The sequence below is a fragment of the Rhizobium sp. 9140 genome (genome assembly GCF_900067135.1).
GTDB lineage: Bacteria > Pseudomonadota > Alphaproteobacteria > Rhizobiales > Rhizobiaceae > Ferranicluibacter.
The window spans coordinates 1,274,730-1,290,168 of sequence record NZ_FJUR01000001.1; the positions used below are offsets into that span (position 1 = coordinate 1,274,730).

Annotated in this window: 7 protein-coding genes and 1 pseudogene; 3 read left to right on the top strand and 5 right to left on the bottom strand. The window is 62.9% G+C overall.

Annotation, left to right across the window (positions count from 1 at the left end; all coding sequences use genetic code 11):
- Window positions 1-416: 416 nt before the first annotated feature.
- The 3 genes from GA0004734_RS05900 to GA0004734_RS05910 all read left to right on the top strand — a co-directional run bounded on the left by GA0004734_RS05900 (window position 417) and on the right by GA0004734_RS05910 (window position 2,446).
- Window positions 417-659 (top strand): hypothetical protein, encoded by a 243-nt coding sequence (locus GA0004734_RS05900; RefSeq protein ID WP_092932035.1) that lies wholly within the window; start codon window positions 417-419, stop codon window positions 657-659.
- A gap of 158 nt (window positions 660-817) precedes the next feature.
- Window positions 818-1,285: an RrF2 family transcriptional regulator gene (locus GA0004734_RS05905; protein WP_092932037.1), complete on the top strand. Its 468-nt coding sequence runs from the start codon at window positions 818-820 to the stop codon at window positions 1,283-1,285.
- Window positions 1,286-1,420: 135 nt separating this feature from the next.
- Window positions 1,421-2,446: a KpsF/GutQ family sugar-phosphate isomerase gene (locus GA0004734_RS05910; protein ID WP_092932039.1), complete on the top strand. Its 1,026-nt coding sequence runs from the start codon at window positions 1,421-1,423 to the stop codon at window positions 2,444-2,446.
- Here GA0004734_RS05910 and GA0004734_RS05915 read toward each other — a convergent pair.
- From GA0004734_RS05915 to GA0004734_RS05935, 5 genes and pseudogenes are all read right to left on the bottom strand, one after another.
- Window positions 2,416-3,751, bottom strand: a pseudogene (locus GA0004734_RS05915) (capsular biosynthesis protein). The gene GA0004734_RS05910 and the pseudogene GA0004734_RS05915 overlap by 31 nt on opposite strands.
- A gap of 6 nt (window positions 3,752-3,757) precedes the next feature.
- Entirely contained in the window at window positions 3,758-5,362 is a 1,605-nt protein-coding gene (locus tag GA0004734_RS05920; RefSeq protein WP_092932041.1) for an LTA synthase family protein, read from the bottom strand.
- A gap of 83 nt (window positions 5,363-5,445) precedes the next feature.
- Complete coding sequence (locus tag GA0004734_RS05925; protein ID WP_092932043.1) at window positions 5,446-6,249, bottom strand: SDR family oxidoreductase; 804 nt, start codon at window positions 6,247-6,249, stop codon at window positions 5,446-5,448.
- Window positions 6,250-6,301: 52 nt separating this feature from the next.
- Window positions 6,302-7,714 (bottom strand): aminotransferase class I/II-fold pyridoxal phosphate-dependent enzyme, encoded by a 1,413-nt coding sequence (locus GA0004734_RS05930; RefSeq protein WP_175386229.1) that lies wholly within the window; start codon window positions 7,712-7,714, stop codon window positions 6,302-6,304.
- On the bottom strand, window positions 7,711-15,243 hold the full coding sequence (locus tag GA0004734_RS05935; protein WP_092932045.1) for a type I polyketide synthase: 7,533 nt from the start codon (window positions 15,241-15,243) through the stop codon (window positions 7,711-7,713). The genes GA0004734_RS05930 and GA0004734_RS05935 overlap by 4 nt, the downstream gene beginning before the upstream one ends.
- Window positions 15,244-15,439 lie beyond the last annotated feature (196 nt).

Sequence of the window (15,439 nt, forward strand, 5' to 3'; positions counted from 1 at the left end):
ATCGCCGGGAGGGAAGGGCCGCTCGGCTTCTCGAATCAGCATAAATTTTCGAATAATGTCGAAATACGGAATGAGACTATCGATAATGGCGCGCAGAAGAGTATTTTTGGAATGAGATTGCGCCTCGGTAGATTTTGTAATTGACTTCGAATGTAGACTGCACTAGTTTCTGACCATCCGCAGCGACCAAGGTCGGCGGACTGTTCCAGAAAGCCCGCTCTGCGGGTCGAGCCAGAGGAGAAGGCATGTTCGACATTGACCGTACCGCTTTCGTCCGCGGCTCTCGTTCCCTGTGTCGTAAAGCAGTGGCAGACCGGTGGATGTGTTCGCTTTCGCGAATGTGACCCCGGCGTAAACCATCGAGACTTGCGAAACTGACAGACACTCCCGCCTTTGGCGCGGAAGGAGCGTTCACTATGGAAAAGAACACCGTCAACGCGAATGCGCATGCCGACCGGCAGGTTATCGAGATCAACGGCGAAGCCGTTGGCGTCGTCGTCCCCGACGCCGGCACACTGAAGTTCGTTGCCGTGAAGTATCATGTCTGGGAGCTGGATGCGCAGCGCTTCGACACGGCGGATGCTGCACGGCACGCCGTGGTCGCCCATCTCGCGGGCGCCGGGGCACGGCCCGGCCGATGGGCGGAACTGGCAGCCTGATAGAAGCTGCTGCTCGCAACGGTGGTCTTGTTCGGCTTTCCCGGTAAAAACCTCGCTATGAGGCATGCCGCCTATGTCTGGAATGCGCCAAACGTGATAGTGTGGCGTAGCAGCACGCCTGAATTGTCGGGCGTAGCCTCTCAGAACGAGCAAGCGGAATGTTGACGAAAAAGGGCAAGTACGGATTGAAGGCGCTGGTCGATCTGGCGCATCTGGATCCGGGTGAAACGGCGTTCATCACCGAAATTGCGACCCGCAACAATATTCCGAAGAAGTTTCTCGACGCGATCCTGCTCGAACTGCGCAATGCCGGCTTCCTCAAGTCGAAAAAGGGGCCGGGTGGCGGCTATTCGCTGTCGCGTCCCGCAGCCCAGATCCGCATCGGGCAGGTGGTTCGCACGCTGGACGGTCCGCTGGCGCCGATCCGCTGTGCCAGCCGCACGGCCTACGAGGTCTGCGACGATTGCAACGATCCCGATACATGCGAAGTCCGCCGTTCGATGACCACCGTGCGGGATGCGATGGCCGATATTCTGGATTCGATGACGCTCGAGGATTTTATCGCCAATCCCGAAAAGCACCGCGTGGCGCTGCCGGACGAAACGGCGGTCCAGCGCGTCAGCTGAGCTTTTTGCAAGGCGCCGTACAGGGGCGCTTTTACCGAGACTCAGCTATGCGGCTGACTTGGTACGTTGAGGTTTACGCGTTGATCTTTCCCCGCGCAGGGAGTAACCCGCGTTGAGATTGCCGGGAGAGACACAATGAGCCTTAGATCGATCGATGCCAGCCTGACCGAGGACATCCTGACCGAGGACAGCGCGATTCTCGACTCCATCGGACGCTCGCTTGCCACCACGGTTGACGGCGTCAATGCACTCGCCACCAGCTTTGCCAATGATGCCGTCTTCGCGCGCAATCTCGCCGATGCCGTGAAGCTGATTGCCGATCGCAACGGTCGCGTCGTTGTGTCGGGTGTCGGCAAGAGCGGTCATATCGGCCGCAAGATCGCGGCAACCATGGCTTCTACGGGCACATCTGCCTATTTCGTGCATCCGACGGAAGCCAGCCACGGCGATCTGGGCATGATCACCTCCGATGATCTGGTCATCCTGCTTTCCTGGTCGGGGGAAACGGTGGAGCTCGGCAATATGCTGGCCTATGCCCAGCGCTTCAAGGTGCCGGTAATCTCGTTGACGTCGAACCAGGACAGCCTGCTCGCCCGCCATTCCACCGTGCCGATCGTCATTCCGAAGGTCAATGAAGCCTGCCCGCACGGACTGGCGCCGACCACCTCGGCGCTTCTGCAACTGGCCGTCGGCGATGCGCTGGCGATAGCACTTCTGGAGCGCCGCGGCTTCTCGCCCGAGGATTTCAAGACCTTCCATCCCGGCGGCAAGCTCGGCGCGCAACTCCTCCTCGTCGGCGAACTCGCCCATCGCGGTGACGCCATGCCTATCCTGCCGCTCGGCGCGCAGATGGGGCAGGCGCTGATCGAGATGTCCTCCAAGGGCTTCGGCGTGGTCGGCGTGGTCGATACGGATGGCAAGCTGGCTGGCGTCATCACCGATGGCGACTTGCGCAGGCATATGTCGGACGGTCTTCTGCAACAGACGGTCGAGGCGATCATGTCGGTCAAGCCGCGTGTGATCTCGCCGCAGCTTCTCGCCAGTGCTGCCATGCAGGTTATGCAGTCGAGCAAGGTCACGGTGCTTTTCCTGGTCGATGAAACCGAGACGCCGGTTGGCATCCTGCACATTCATGACCTGCTGCGCGCTGGCGTCGCGTGACGGTTACGGTCGCGGTCGTTTGACCGGGCGCTTGCGCGGCGGTGGATCTACGAAGGCATCGGGCTCGTTGACATCGCGCGCGAGAAGACGTGCAGCGATGGCCTCCGCACCGGCATCTGTCCCGGCCTTCGAATAGAAATTTCCCCGAACCTGGATGGCGGCCGCGACGAGCCGGAAAAAGGCCGTGCAGACGTCGGCATCCGGCAGGTGCGGCGTGTGCCAGAAGGCATCGAGCGGCTGTTGATCCGTAAGCCTGTCGATGTCGAACATCGCGACGCCCAGCACTTTCACCGGCTTGCGTTGCTGAAGGGCATGCAGCCCGACGGTGGAATTGACGGTCACGATGCCGGCGCTGAGGCCGATCAGCGCGGCGAGATCTCCGCCATCGAGAAACGATACGCGGGAACCGAGCCCGAGCGCCGCAGCCTTCCGTGCGATCGTTCCGGCCCAGTTGACAAGGCCGTTGTCGAGCGGATGAATCTTCACCACAAGCCGTGCGTCGGGTGCCGCGAAACGCGAAAACGAGGTGAGGACCTCGTCGATTGCCTGCTGCTGGTCGTGATAGGGCGAATGCGCCCGAAGCTGAAAGTCTGTCTGCAACTGCAGGGGAAAGACGAACAATGGCCCGTGTCCCGCCTCAAGGGCCGAGATCGTCGCCTGCGCTTCCCGCATGCGCCGCTTCTCCTGAACGAGCCTGAGGATCCACCCACCATATTCCACCAGCGGATGGTAGAGCGCGTGGCGGCGATAATGCGGGTAGAGGAACCACAGAAACGCGTTGGGCAGATTGTAGAGAAGATCGTAGGCGGCTTCCGTCAGAAACGACTGGGTATATCGCCGCGTCCAGTCGGGTTCGGGTACGTCGCGGGCTGCCCGCAGGATGTGATCGGGATCATCCGGAAAGTGCGAGTTGGTCGACATGCCGTCGCGTTCGAGCGTCAGCCAGTCCGGGCGAAGATATCCCATCTCTATCACGTAGATGTCGATCGAGAGCCGCTTCGCAGCCTCCGTCGCGACGCGGTGGTAGGGGCGCTCCTCGCCGAGAAGGATGAGATCGGTCACGCGGTGGCGCGTCAGAAAATCGGCGATCCAGCCGGACCACGCCTCCGGGCAGCCGCGAAACGCGTATCCGCCGCGCCGGCGCCAGAAGATCCGGTCGCCGATATTGAGGTTGACCCGGAGGCAGGTGTGTCCCGTGCGCTCCAGCCGGTCGGCGATCTTCATGAAAAGCGGCGAAGACGGTCCCTCAAGAAACAGGAACACCCGCTGTGCCGAGCCGGATGCGTGCGTGCCGCCAAGGGTCATCGCCGCCTAGTCCAACTCGTCCTTGTGAAGGTTCGCATGCTTCAGCATGGCCTTCAGCAGGTTCCAGGGCTCTTCGTTGCGCGGGAATACGGGACCCTGCTGCAAAGTGCGGGCCGCTGCCAGCGGCGTGATGAAGTAGTCGGTGCGCGGGTCCGGAAAGGGATCGGCAAAGGATTTCAGCAGCGGCGCATGGTCGCCGTAGAAGATGAGCCAGACGGGCCGGTCGAGCTTGTTCAGGTGATCCACCAATTGCCCGAGCGCCCTGTCCGACTGCTGCAGGATTTCCAGATAGATGCTGACGGGGTCGCTGTAGCCAGGAACGCGGCCGGGCTCCCACGGGCCGTGATTGGCCATGGAGGCGACGAAGATGAAGCTGCCCTTGTCGTCCCTCTGTTTGTCCACCGCCTCGATCACCTTGCGGGTCAGCGCCGCGTCGGAAACATAGGGGCCGTCGCGCGCCGGATCGTGGTCGAACGCGTCCAGCATCGTCATCTCCTCGAAGCCGAGCAGCGGCATCGCCTTGTGGCGCAGGAAGAACGTGCGGTCGTAGGGGTGGATGAAGTGCGTCCGCCATCCTGCCTTCTTGAGCTTGGTCGGCCAGACCACATCGGTATAGTGCCGCGCCCGGAGATAGGGGTAGCTGGCATCCACATGGATGTCGTCAGGTTGCAGGCCGCTCAGAACGGCGAACTCGGTGCGCAGCGTATAGCCCCCCTCGAACACCGTCGCGATGCGGCCCCATTGGGTGGAAAGCTTCTGCAAACGGTCGATGGTCGGAAGGCGGATGGAATTGACGCCGTAATGGCGCATGTCGAGGAAGGATTCCGACTGCCAGACGACGACCAGCGGCGCCTTGTTTTCCGCATCATGGCCGATGAGGTCGTTGACGGCCGCGAAGAACGCGCCGGAAAGCTCGTTGACGATCTTCTCCCGGCGAACGCCGAGCCAGATGATGAAGTGGAACACGACAGAAGAGAACGTGCCGAAGCGGACGGTGCTGACCTTTGCGTCGGGCTTACCGACGAGCCGCTGCACGAGGTCCGCCGTCGGCGTGTTGACGGGACCCCAGAAGAGCGAGATCCAGGGCAGAGCGGCCGCGATGACCATCATCACGACATAGAAGGGCTCGGCGTGGTTCGGGAGCACGTTCGGCTCGAAATACATATAGAGGCCGGACACGCCGAAGACGTAGCCGAAGGCGACGATCCAGAAGACGATGTTCAGGGAGTTCGCGTAGAAGATCGACTTGTACTTGAAGACATCCGCCACCAATGCGATGTCGGAAAACACCAGGGGTTCGCGGATGAACCGGAACTTGGCGCGCGAGATCGCGGTGAAGATGATGAAGAAGCTCATGCAACCTGCGGCACCATAGAGCGGGCGCCAGGAGATGGCGAAGAAGAACGCATAGATGATCGCGACGACAGGCATGCGGGCGATACCGTCGCGCAGCGCGTGCCACACAGTCCTGTTGGGGGGCATGTTGCGGCGACGTTCGCGCGCAGGCAGAGCGAACCTGTCGGTGAACCACGCAACGAGGAACGAGAGCGTGAAGCAGACGAGGATCAACGAGACAGGATGATCGTGAAGCTGGAGCGATGTCGACGGCAAACGAAACCCTTCAATATCGCGGCGTGAGCGCTATCACGTCGCGACCGAGTTCTAGAGGCAATCACGATGGGTGACAAGCGTTGTCACGGTTCCGTTACTCTCTGTCGGCGGCGAATCTGCCGGTCGAAGTGCCAGTCGATGAGGGGACGTACGAGCGGAGCGAGCCTCCCCAGCGCGAGAAGCGTCAGCCCAAAATAGACGTCGAAGCGTCCGCGATCGAGTGCCAGCACCATCCGGGTCGCCACCTGCGCCGCGCTCCAGGGCTTGACCTGACCCATGATCACCTCGGCTTCCGCCGGACGTGCCGCGCGTTCCCGCTCAAGTTGTGGTGTCTGGGTGTCGGGCGGGAAGCAGATGGAGACCGTGACGCCCCTCGGCTTTGCTTCCGATCGCAAGGCTTCGGCAAAACCCCGCAGCGCAAATTTTGACGCACAATAGGCGGCATATCCGGGAATGCCGATCAGCCCTGCACCGGATGAGACGAGCATGATACGCCCCCGTCCGCGTGCGCACATCTGCGCATAGACGGCACGGACAGCATGGACGGAGCCGGTGAGGTTGACGGCGATCTGGCGATCGAAGTCTGCCTCCGTCTGGTCTTCGAAAGGGGAGGGCTCCACTATACCAGCCGAGCAGATCAGGATGTCGCAGGGACCGGCTTCCGCCTCGCAGGCGCGGATCGCCGCGTCCACGGCGTCCCCATCCGCGACATCTGCTGAGGCAATGTGAACGCGCTGTCCGTTTCCCTCGCGCAGTGCGATTTGCGCCGCTTCGAGCGCTGCTGCGCCGCGCGCGATGAGAGAGACGCGATGACCGCGACGCACGTAGATCCCTGCCACGGCTAGGCCGATACCGCTCGATCCACCGGTGATGACCACATGTGTCATGCGGCGCCCAGCGGTCTGGATGCGTGCGTCACCGAAGACCGTCGCGCCTGTTTCACCGGGCCGCCAGTAGTTTCATCATCTGCTGGATATCGATGGAAGCCAGCCCGAAATTGCGGTCGGTGAGGTCTTTGAGCTTCTCCGCCGTCAGCGCCACCGTCTTGCGGATCTGCTCTTCGGTGTGCTCGCTGGTGATGAAGAAGCGCAGGCGCGCCAGGCCTTCGGGCACGGCAGGGTGAATGATCGGCAGCGCGTTGACGCCGGCCGCCAGGAGATCGTTCGAAAGCTGCACGGCCCGCAGGCTGTCGCCGACGAGAACCGGCACGACGGAAAAGCCGGCGCTGAGCCCGGTGTCGAGGCCAGCTTCCTGCGCGAGCTTCAGGAACAGCGTTCCGTTGCGCCGGAGGGATGCGGCACGATGCGGCTCGCTCTCCAGAATATCAAGGCTGCCGATGGCCGCCGCCGTCAGAGCCGGTGCAAGGCCAACGCTGTAGACGAAACCGCCCGCTGTTGCCTTGAGAACGGAAGCGAGCGCCGCATTGCCGGCGATGTATCCGCCACAGCTTGCCGTCGTTTTCGACAGCGTACCCATCCAGATGTCGACCTCTTTCGCGTCGATGCCGTAATGCTCGAACGTGCCGCGACCCCGGCGGCCGAGAATGCCGAGCGAGTGCGCCTCGTCCACCATCAGCCAGAAGCCGTATTCCGCCTTGAGCTTGAGGATGGCCGGCAGGTTCGCCACGTCGCCATCCATCGAGTAGATGCCTTCGACGACCACAAGGATTCGACGGTAGTCGCCGGATACCGTCCGCAGCACCGTTTCGAGGTCCTGGGCGTCGTTGTGCTTGAACAGACGACGCGTCGCACCCGAAAGCTTTATGCCGGCAAGGGCGCTATTATGGATAAACTCGTCATGGACGACCAGATCCTTCGGGCCGAGCAGGCAACTGATCGCCGCGACATTGGTCAGGTAACCGCTGACGAAGCAAACCGCGGCATCCACGCCATAGAAGCGGGCGATCCGCTCTTCCAGTTCGCCATGCACCGGACGCTCGCCGGCCACGAGGCGGCTGGCGGACGCCGAAATGCCGTAGGTGCCGATGGCGTCGTTCGCCTTCTCCAGCACATGCGGGTGGCGGTTGAGACCGAGATAGTCGTAGGAGGCGAAATTGATCAGCTCGCGACCGTTGATCACGGTCGTCGCGCCGGCCGCCGTCGCATGCGCACGGTAGAAGGGATTGTCGATACCGAGTTGCGCGCTCGCCGCCTCCTGCGTCTGCACCTGCTTGAATTCCGGCAGATCCTCGAACCGCATCTGCGTCCGGCGCACCGGCGTCGGAACCTCGCGTTCGGAGCGCGCCATCCGGTTGCGCTCGGATGACTGATGCGTGTTGCGCATCCGGTCGAGCAGGTTCTCGCGCAGGCTGCTGTTCATCTTCGATGCGGCAGGTTGCCGGTCGTCGCTCATTGGCTTGCAACTTTCTCCGGAGACGTCGCCTTGTGGCGCTGGGTCAGTTCGCTCAGGATCTTGTCTTCCGTCGGCGGCTCGTCCTCGTCGCTTCCCTGATCGCGCTTGCTGACCTTTTCGTACAGCTTGTGCGCAACATCCCCAACGGTCGTGTTGTCGGCGACGCCTGAGAGCGGCATGTCGAAGCCCGTATTCTGCTGGAAGCTGATGCCGAGTTCCACGGCCATCAGGCTGTCCAGTCCGATTTCCTTCAAGACCTTGTTCCGGGAGATCGTATCCTTGGAAACCCGCAGAATTGCGGCGATTTCGTTGGCCACGAGCTCATAAAGCAGATCTTCGCCCTCCTGCGGCGATTTGCCCTCGATCATGGCGACGAGATCGAGCGTGCTGCCGTCGCTGCTGCCGGTATGCTGGTCCGCGGTGCGCATCACCACCTCGAAAAGCGGCTGGCGAACGACCGACAGATTGCGCGCGGCCGCCCAGTCGAACTCGGCGATCATGGCAGTTGCCGCATTCACCGTGCCGGGGTCGGCAACGATGTAAGCTTCGACCTGGTCGAGCGCCGCCTGCGCCTTCAGAGCCGTCTTGCCGATACGCTTCGACAGGATGTCGTTGACCTCGGTATTCTGCGCCAGATAGCCGGTATCGGCGATCGCGCCGAAGCCGATGGCGAGACCCTTCAGCCCCGCTGCCCGCCGCGCCCGCGCCAGTCCCTCGAGATAGCCGTTGGCCGCGACGTAATTGCCTTGGCCGGGATTGCCGACCAGGGTCGTCGCCGACGAGAACAGCAAGAAGAGATCCAGATCGTCTTTCCGCGTCAGACTGTCGAGCACGGCGGCGCCCTTGGCCTTGGTGTCGATGACGGGACGGTTGCGCGCCCTGTCGAGATTGGAGATCAGCGCATCGTCAAGCACCATGGCGGCATGAATGATGCCCTTCAACGGACCTTCGCGCCGCAGCGTGGCCAGCATCGCAGCGGTCGCATCGACATCGGTGATATCGCAGGCGTGAACGCTGGCAACGACGCCCTTGGCTTCCCAACGCTGGATGGCGTCCAGCGTATCCGCACCGGCCACGCCGCGCCGGGTGGTCAGCGCGATCCTGCGGGCGCCCTTTTCCACGAGCCAATTGGCAGCGGCCAGGCCGAAGCCGCCGATGCCGCCGACGACGAGATGCACACCGTCAGCCGATACCGTCATCCGCGCGCCCGCGGCTGCCGAAACGGAATCCCGACCCGATACTGGCGGGAGCACGACGATCTTGCCGATATGCCCTGCATTCTGCATCAGGCGGAAGGCGTTGCCGATCTCGTCATGCGCAAAGGCACGATAGGGCAGCGGCACGAACTTGCCCTCTTCGAACAACTGTCCGACCTCGGCGAAGATCCGCTTCGTCAGGTCCGGCTGGTTAACGAGGAGCTGGTCGGCATCGATCCCGAAATAGCTGATGTTCCGGCGGAACGGGCGAAGCCCGATCTTGCTGTCGGCAAAGTAGTCGCGCTTGCCGAGCTCGAGGAACCGGCCGAAGGGTTTGACCAGCGACAGGCTCTGCTCCATCGCCTCGGCAAAGAGCGAGTTCAGAACGAGATCGACGCCCTCGCCATGGGTCACGGCGCGAATGTCCTCCACGAACGACAGAGAACGCGAATCGAAGACGTGATCGGCACCCAGCATCGTCAGGAAATGACGCTTCTCGCGGGTGCCCGCGGTGGCGATCACCTTGGCACCGGCATGCTTTGCCACCTGCAGCGCCGCAAGACCGACACCGCCGGCCGCGCCATGGATGAGAATGGTCTCGCCGGCGCGAATGCGACCGAGTTCGATCATCGCATAATAGGCCGTGAGGAAGGCAACCGGAACCGTCGCAGCGGCAACCGGGCTGACGGTCTCCGGCAGTCGGGCGATGCCGGCGCGCGCGACCACGGCATGCGTCGAGAAGGCGGCCGAAGCCATCGCCATGACGGAATCGCCGATAGCAAGGTCCGTGATCTCGCTGCCGAGCGCGACCACGTGGCCGGAAAGCTCCATGCCGATCGTCGCACCGGCAAATCCGTCCTCGAGAGCCTCTTCCGGAAGAAGGCCCATGGCCCACATCACGTCGCGGAAGTTGAGGCCCGTGGCCGCGACTTCGACGACGACATCCGTCGGGCCGGGTTCCGGCAGGCTGGTGGCTTCCCATGCGATGCTGCCGACCTGCGAGGCCACCCGCTGGCGGATGGTCGCCGCCTCGAACGACTGCGTCTGGCGAAGGGTGCCTTCGACCGGGCCGGGAACGGTACGGATCTCCTGCGCATGACCGTCGATGACGGCCCATTCGCGGTTCTCGTGTTCACTCTGAAGAAGCGTTGCAGCAAGAGCGAGCACCGTTTCGACCTCGGACGGGGTGGCAGCGGGAGCGTCGACCGCGTGGAGATCGATCAGGTCGTACTCGTTCTGGAGAACACGGCAGAAGGTCCAGACGCCGCTGTTCAGCGCCGACGTCGCAGCGACCGGCGATCCGCCCGGGGCAACCAGTGCCAGGTGCGGACGCTCGTCGCCCGTGGGTTCACGATCTGCATGATGCACGCGGACGGCCTCGCCGAAGGCACTGAGCGAGAGGACGATGGTCTGCAGGTGCTCGGAATCCTTGAGCGTATCTGCCGACGGCACAGGCGACAGGTAGACCGCCCGGATAGCGCGACCCTGAAGCGCCTTGAACGCTTCGAGGAGTTGCACCTTGTCGGTCTCTTCGCCCGTGAGCGTCACGGGCACGATCGCACAGTCGGAAATGGATGCCGGCAATGCGGAGGTCGCCGCCGCTGACCCGAGCACAAGGATCGGGTGATGTGAGACAGGTGCCGCAACGTCCTGCGAGGCTGCGTCGAGCGACGATCGCCCGGCTCTCGCCTCGAGCGCGATCAGCGCGCCATAGGCCCCTTCGCGATCATCGACGACGATATCGGCGAGCCTCAGGTCGGCAAGACATTTTTCCCACTGCGGTGCGGTCGCAAAGCGGCCGATCGGGAACTCCGGCGACTGGCTTCGGGCAAACCATCCGTCCGTCAGACCATAGGCGAAATCGCTGAACACGGTCGGCGCTGTCGTCACGGCGATGAAGGCGCCGCCCGGACGCAGGGCATGACCGAGAATACCGCGAAGCGACGGGTCTTCGTCCGCCAAGGCAAACAGCATCTCGGAGGCACTGACGACGATATCGACCGTCTTGACCGACGTGAACGCGTCCTTCTTCAGGACGGACACGCGCGCATCGTCTTCGAACGCGATTTCAAGGTTGCGTTGCGCATTGTCGCGCGGCTCGATCACGGCAAGGCTTGCGCCATGGCGCACGGCAAGAGCCGCAAGGCGCCGCGTGAAACTGGCCGACACGGTGCCAAGCTCGATGATGCGAAGGCCGTTTTCGGCCGACGAGAAGGCTTGTTCCAGTGCCATGTAGACCATGTCGGTCCGCTGGCGGGTGGCCAGCGAGTGGACGGCCTGATGATCGAGCGTGGCCTCGCTGATGAAGCCCGTCGTCTGCACGACGGTGTCATCGCCGCTCTGGCCGGAGAGTTCCGTAGCGTGGAGCGCCGACAGGCGATCGAGCGCTTCCGTGTAGGCATCGTTGATCAGCACGGCCTCGACGGCGCGTGCGGCATTTTCGGCGTAGAGTTCCTTCAGGATCTCGCTGACCGGAGGCAGCGCGAAATCCGCCGTCACCGTCCAGCGATTGTCGGTGTGCTCGGCAAGGCCTGCATCTCCGAGAACGACGAGGCAGTTGCTGAGGAAGCAGCGGAAGCCGACATCACCGGGCAGAAGCCGCATGTCCACCTGATTGCCGCCGCGCGCGAGCTTCAGCGCGATTTCGTAGCAAGCCCGGTAGATGGCCGCGTTGAAGAGAAGCGTCGTGTTGTCGATCCCGTCGCCGCCATCGACCGGCAGAAGAATAGCCGGCAGTGGCTTCGGCTGCGCTGGGCGCATGGCCGCCAGCGTATCCGAGGGTACAGCTTCGTAGTGGTAGGACAGCATGTCCAGCGTCTTGTGCTGGCGCAGGTAGGTCCGACGGAAGCGGCAGTCGTCGAACGCAGCAATGAGCTTGCCGTCCTCCCCGTAGAAACGGAACTTGGCCTTGATCGAGTTCGCGCTGACACGCTCCACTTCGGCAATCGCCCGCTTGATCACCTGGCCCGAGGCTGCAAGCCGAACCGAACCGAACCGAACGGGGATATAGGGTGCGCCGCCGGCTTCGCCGGTAAAGCGGCCGAACAGCGCCACCATGCCGTGGAAGGTCGCATCGACGGAGATCGGATTGAGGCTGTAGGACACGAAGGGATGCCCGGTCTCGGACGGCGTCTTCAGCTCGACATCGATAAAGCGCTCGCCGAAAGCGACGGCCTTCGACAGCAGCTGGAATCGCGGACCGTAGTCCAGACCGAACTGCCGCGCCGTCTCGTAGGCCTTTGCCGCAAGAACGGTTTCCGTCTTCTCAAGCCCCTTGAAGTCGGGCCGGATATGGTCGTTGCGCGCGATCGGCTTGCGGCAGCGGGCAACCGCATGCACCGCCCAGTCGTCTTCCGTCAGGCGCTCGCGCGAGCGGATTTCGATATCGCCGGTTTCCGGCGACAGAAGCGTCGAGAGCTCCATGATCTTGGTGTCGCCGAGTTCCAGCGGCCGCACGATTTCAAGATTGGTGATCTCGACCTCGCTGGTGCCATAGAACTGCTGCGCCGCGGAAATCGCGATCTCGATAAAGCCGCTGCCCGGCAAGATGGATTTTCCATCGACGACGTGTTCGGCGAGATCCGGAAAAAGATGTCCGTCGATATGGTTCTTCCAGCTGCCGCTGTTCAGATCGGCACGCCAGCCGGCAAGCGTATAGGGCACGCGGGAGCCGCGGCCGAAGAGGTCGGCGCTGTCGCTGGTGACGGCCGGCCGAAGTTCGGTCGGCTCGAAAGGCAGAAGCGGCAGGCGCACGGATGCATTCCGCTTGCCGAAGAGGCGCGCCGGGTTGCAGTCGGCACCATGCGCGATGGCGCGGGCCATGGCGCGCGAAACCGGGTCGATCCCCTTCGGCGCAACTTCCTTCAGCAATGTTGGCACCACGATCCCCGGCGCGGTCGCCGCCTTGATCGTTTCCTTGACGTAGGACGACAGGATCGGGCGTGGCGAGATCTCGAGGAACATCGTGCAGCCGAGCGCGATAGCTGCTTCCGTCGCGGCCTGGAAGCGAACCGGCTCGCGCACGTTCTTCCACCAGTAGTCGACATCCAGCTGCGACCCGTCGAGGCGCTCGCCAGTGACGGTGGAGAGATAGGCGATCTCGGTGGTGCGTGGCGCCAGGTCCGGAATATCGCCCATGAAGGCCTTTTTGGCCTGGTCGATGATCGGGTGGTGGAACGGGTAGTTGATGTCGAGGACCTGGACCGGAATCTTCGCCTTGCGGGCGGCATCCCTGAACGCGGTCACCTCGGCCACGGGGCCGGAAATGGTGACGGAGTTGCGCGCATTGATGGCAGCGACACAGACGTTGGCGATGCCATGCTTTTCTGCAAATGCCTGTGCGGCTTCGTCGCCGAGCATGACGGCGGCCATGGTACCCTTGCCGGCCAGCAGGTCCTGGTGAAGGGAGCGCTTGGCGACGATCGCCACCGCATCGACCAGCGACAGGGCGCCGGCCGCATAGGCTGCTGCGATTTCGCCGACGGAATGACCGAAGACGGCCGACGGCTTGATTCCCATGGCAACAAGCGAATCTGACAGGGCTGCCTGCACCGCAAACAGCAGCGGCTGGGCGATCTTGGTGTCGGCCAGCTTATGGGCAAGATCCGGATCGGTCAACAACGCAGCGAGATCGAGGTCCGCGTGGAACTTGAACAGAGCGCTGATCGAGGTGAAGCACTGGCGGAAATGCAGGTTCTCGCGGAAGGCGTCCGCACCCATGCCGGCCCATTGCGAGCCGTTTCCGGAAAACACGAAGGCGACCTTCGCCTCCCGCGTCACGGCTTCGCCGGTCTCGCCGAGATCGGACGCCGGCGTTTCCAGATGGCTTGAAATCGCGCGGATAATATCTTCGGGGTTCTCGCTGCGCGCTGCAAAGCGATGGCGCATGGCCGTGCGGTTGGCACCGGACGCGGCGATGATGGCGCGGGCTTCCTCGCGGGACGCCTTGGCGAAGGACGATTTGTAGGCGCGCAGAAGCTCTTCGAGGCTGCTCGCCGTATGGGCGCTCGCCATGAACATGTGGCCGGCAGCCGCGTTACGCTGGCGGTCTTCGGATACGGGCTCGGGATCGGAAATCACGACATGCGCATTGGCGCCGCCGAAGCCGAAGGAGTTGATGCCGGCAAGACGGGCGCGCTTGCCGCGCAGAAGCTCGATCGGGTTCGCCGTGACGCGCACGTTCAATCCGTCGAAGTCGATGTTTTCGTTCGGCGTATCGAAATGCAGCGATGCCGGGAGATAATTGTTCTCCAGCGCCATGACGGCCTTGAGCATGCCGAAGAGGCCGGAGGCAGGCTCGGTATGGCCGATATTCGATTTGATGGAGCCGATCGGCACCGGCGCACGTCGGTTGGTGCCGATGACCGTGCCGATCGACCAGACTTCCGCGGGGTCGCCGACCTTCGTACCGGTCCCGTGGCCCTCGACGAAGGCGACCTGATTGGCGTCGATATTGTTGCCCTCATAGATCGACCGAAGCAGGGCGGCCTGCGATTCGCGCGACGGCAGCGAGATGCCGTTCGTGCGGCCGGCCGAGTTGGTCCCGGTCGCGACGATGCGAGCGTAACTGCGGTCCTTTTCCTGCCGCGCCCGGTCGGAGCGGCGCAGGACGAACACGACGCCACCTTCGGCGCGCACATAGCCGGCGCCGTCATTGTCATAGGCGCGGCACAGGCCTTCGGGCGACAGCATGCGCGCCTGCGCAAAGCCGACAAAGGGCAGGGGATGCGCAAGGATGTTGATGCCGCCGACGATGGCAGTGTCGATTTCTCCGGCATTCAGCGCCCGCATCGCCTGATCGAGCGCGACGATGGAGGACGAACAGGCCGTGTCGATGGTCATGGACGGGCCGCTGAGCCCGAAGATGTGCGAGATCCGGTTGGAAATGACGGACAGCGTATTGCCGGTCATGAAGTAGGGGCCGGCGGCCGCCGGATCCTCGACCGTCAGGTTGGCATGGTCGAGGCTCGACGCGCCGACATAGACGCCGACATTCTCGCCCTGAAGCGAGGTCAGCGAAATGTTGGCATCCTCGATCGCCCGCCACGCCAGCTGCAGGAGAACGCGCTGCTGCGGATCCATATACATGGCTTCGCGCTGCGACATGCCGAAGGCGGCAGGGTCGAAGCCGTAGATATCGTCGATCACGCCGGCGGCAAACGAATAGGTCTTGCCGGGGTTGTTCATTTCGGGGTGCCAGAAGCGGGCAAGGTCCCACCGGTCGGATGGAATCCGCGTTACCGCACATTTGCCCTGCCGCAGAAGCCGAAAAAGAGCTTGAGGCGAATCAGCTCCCGGAGCGACGCAGGCGCGCCCTATGATTTCTGCTGTCATCTTTTATCGAACGCTCTGAACTGTCTGCGGTGTGACTTGCTGATTGCACTTGGGTCCCGAAAAATCAATCAGAACTTCTCCTGGATGGTGGTCCCCGATCGGAGACTTTAATCTCATCGTTCACTTCATATAAGATATATATAAAATATAATCTATCGATATAGTGCGTATGCCTTCAACTTTACGGCGCAATGTC

Coding starts and splice junctions, on each gene's coding strand:
- GA0004734_RS05900 (WP_092932035.1), top strand. CDS start 417: ATGGAAAAGAACACCGTCAACGCGAATGCGCATGCCGACCGGCAGGTT.
- GA0004734_RS05905 (WP_092932037.1), top strand. CDS start 818: ATGTTGACGAAAAAGGGCAAGTACGGATTGAAGGCGCTGGTCGATCTG.
- GA0004734_RS05910 (WP_092932039.1), top strand. CDS start 1,421: ATGAGCCTTAGATCGATCGATGCCAGCCTGACCGAGGACATCCTGACC.
- GA0004734_RS05925 (WP_092932043.1), bottom strand. CDS start 6,249: ATGACACATGTGGTCATCACCGGTGGATCGAGCGGTATCGGCCTAGCC.
- GA0004734_RS05930 (WP_175386229.1), bottom strand. CDS start 7,714: ATGAGCGACGACCGGCAACCTGCCGCATCGAAGATGAACAGCAGCCTG.
- GA0004734_RS05935 (WP_092932045.1), bottom strand. CDS start 15,243: ATGACAGCAGAAATCATAGGGCGCGCCTGCGTCGCTCCGGGAGCTGAT.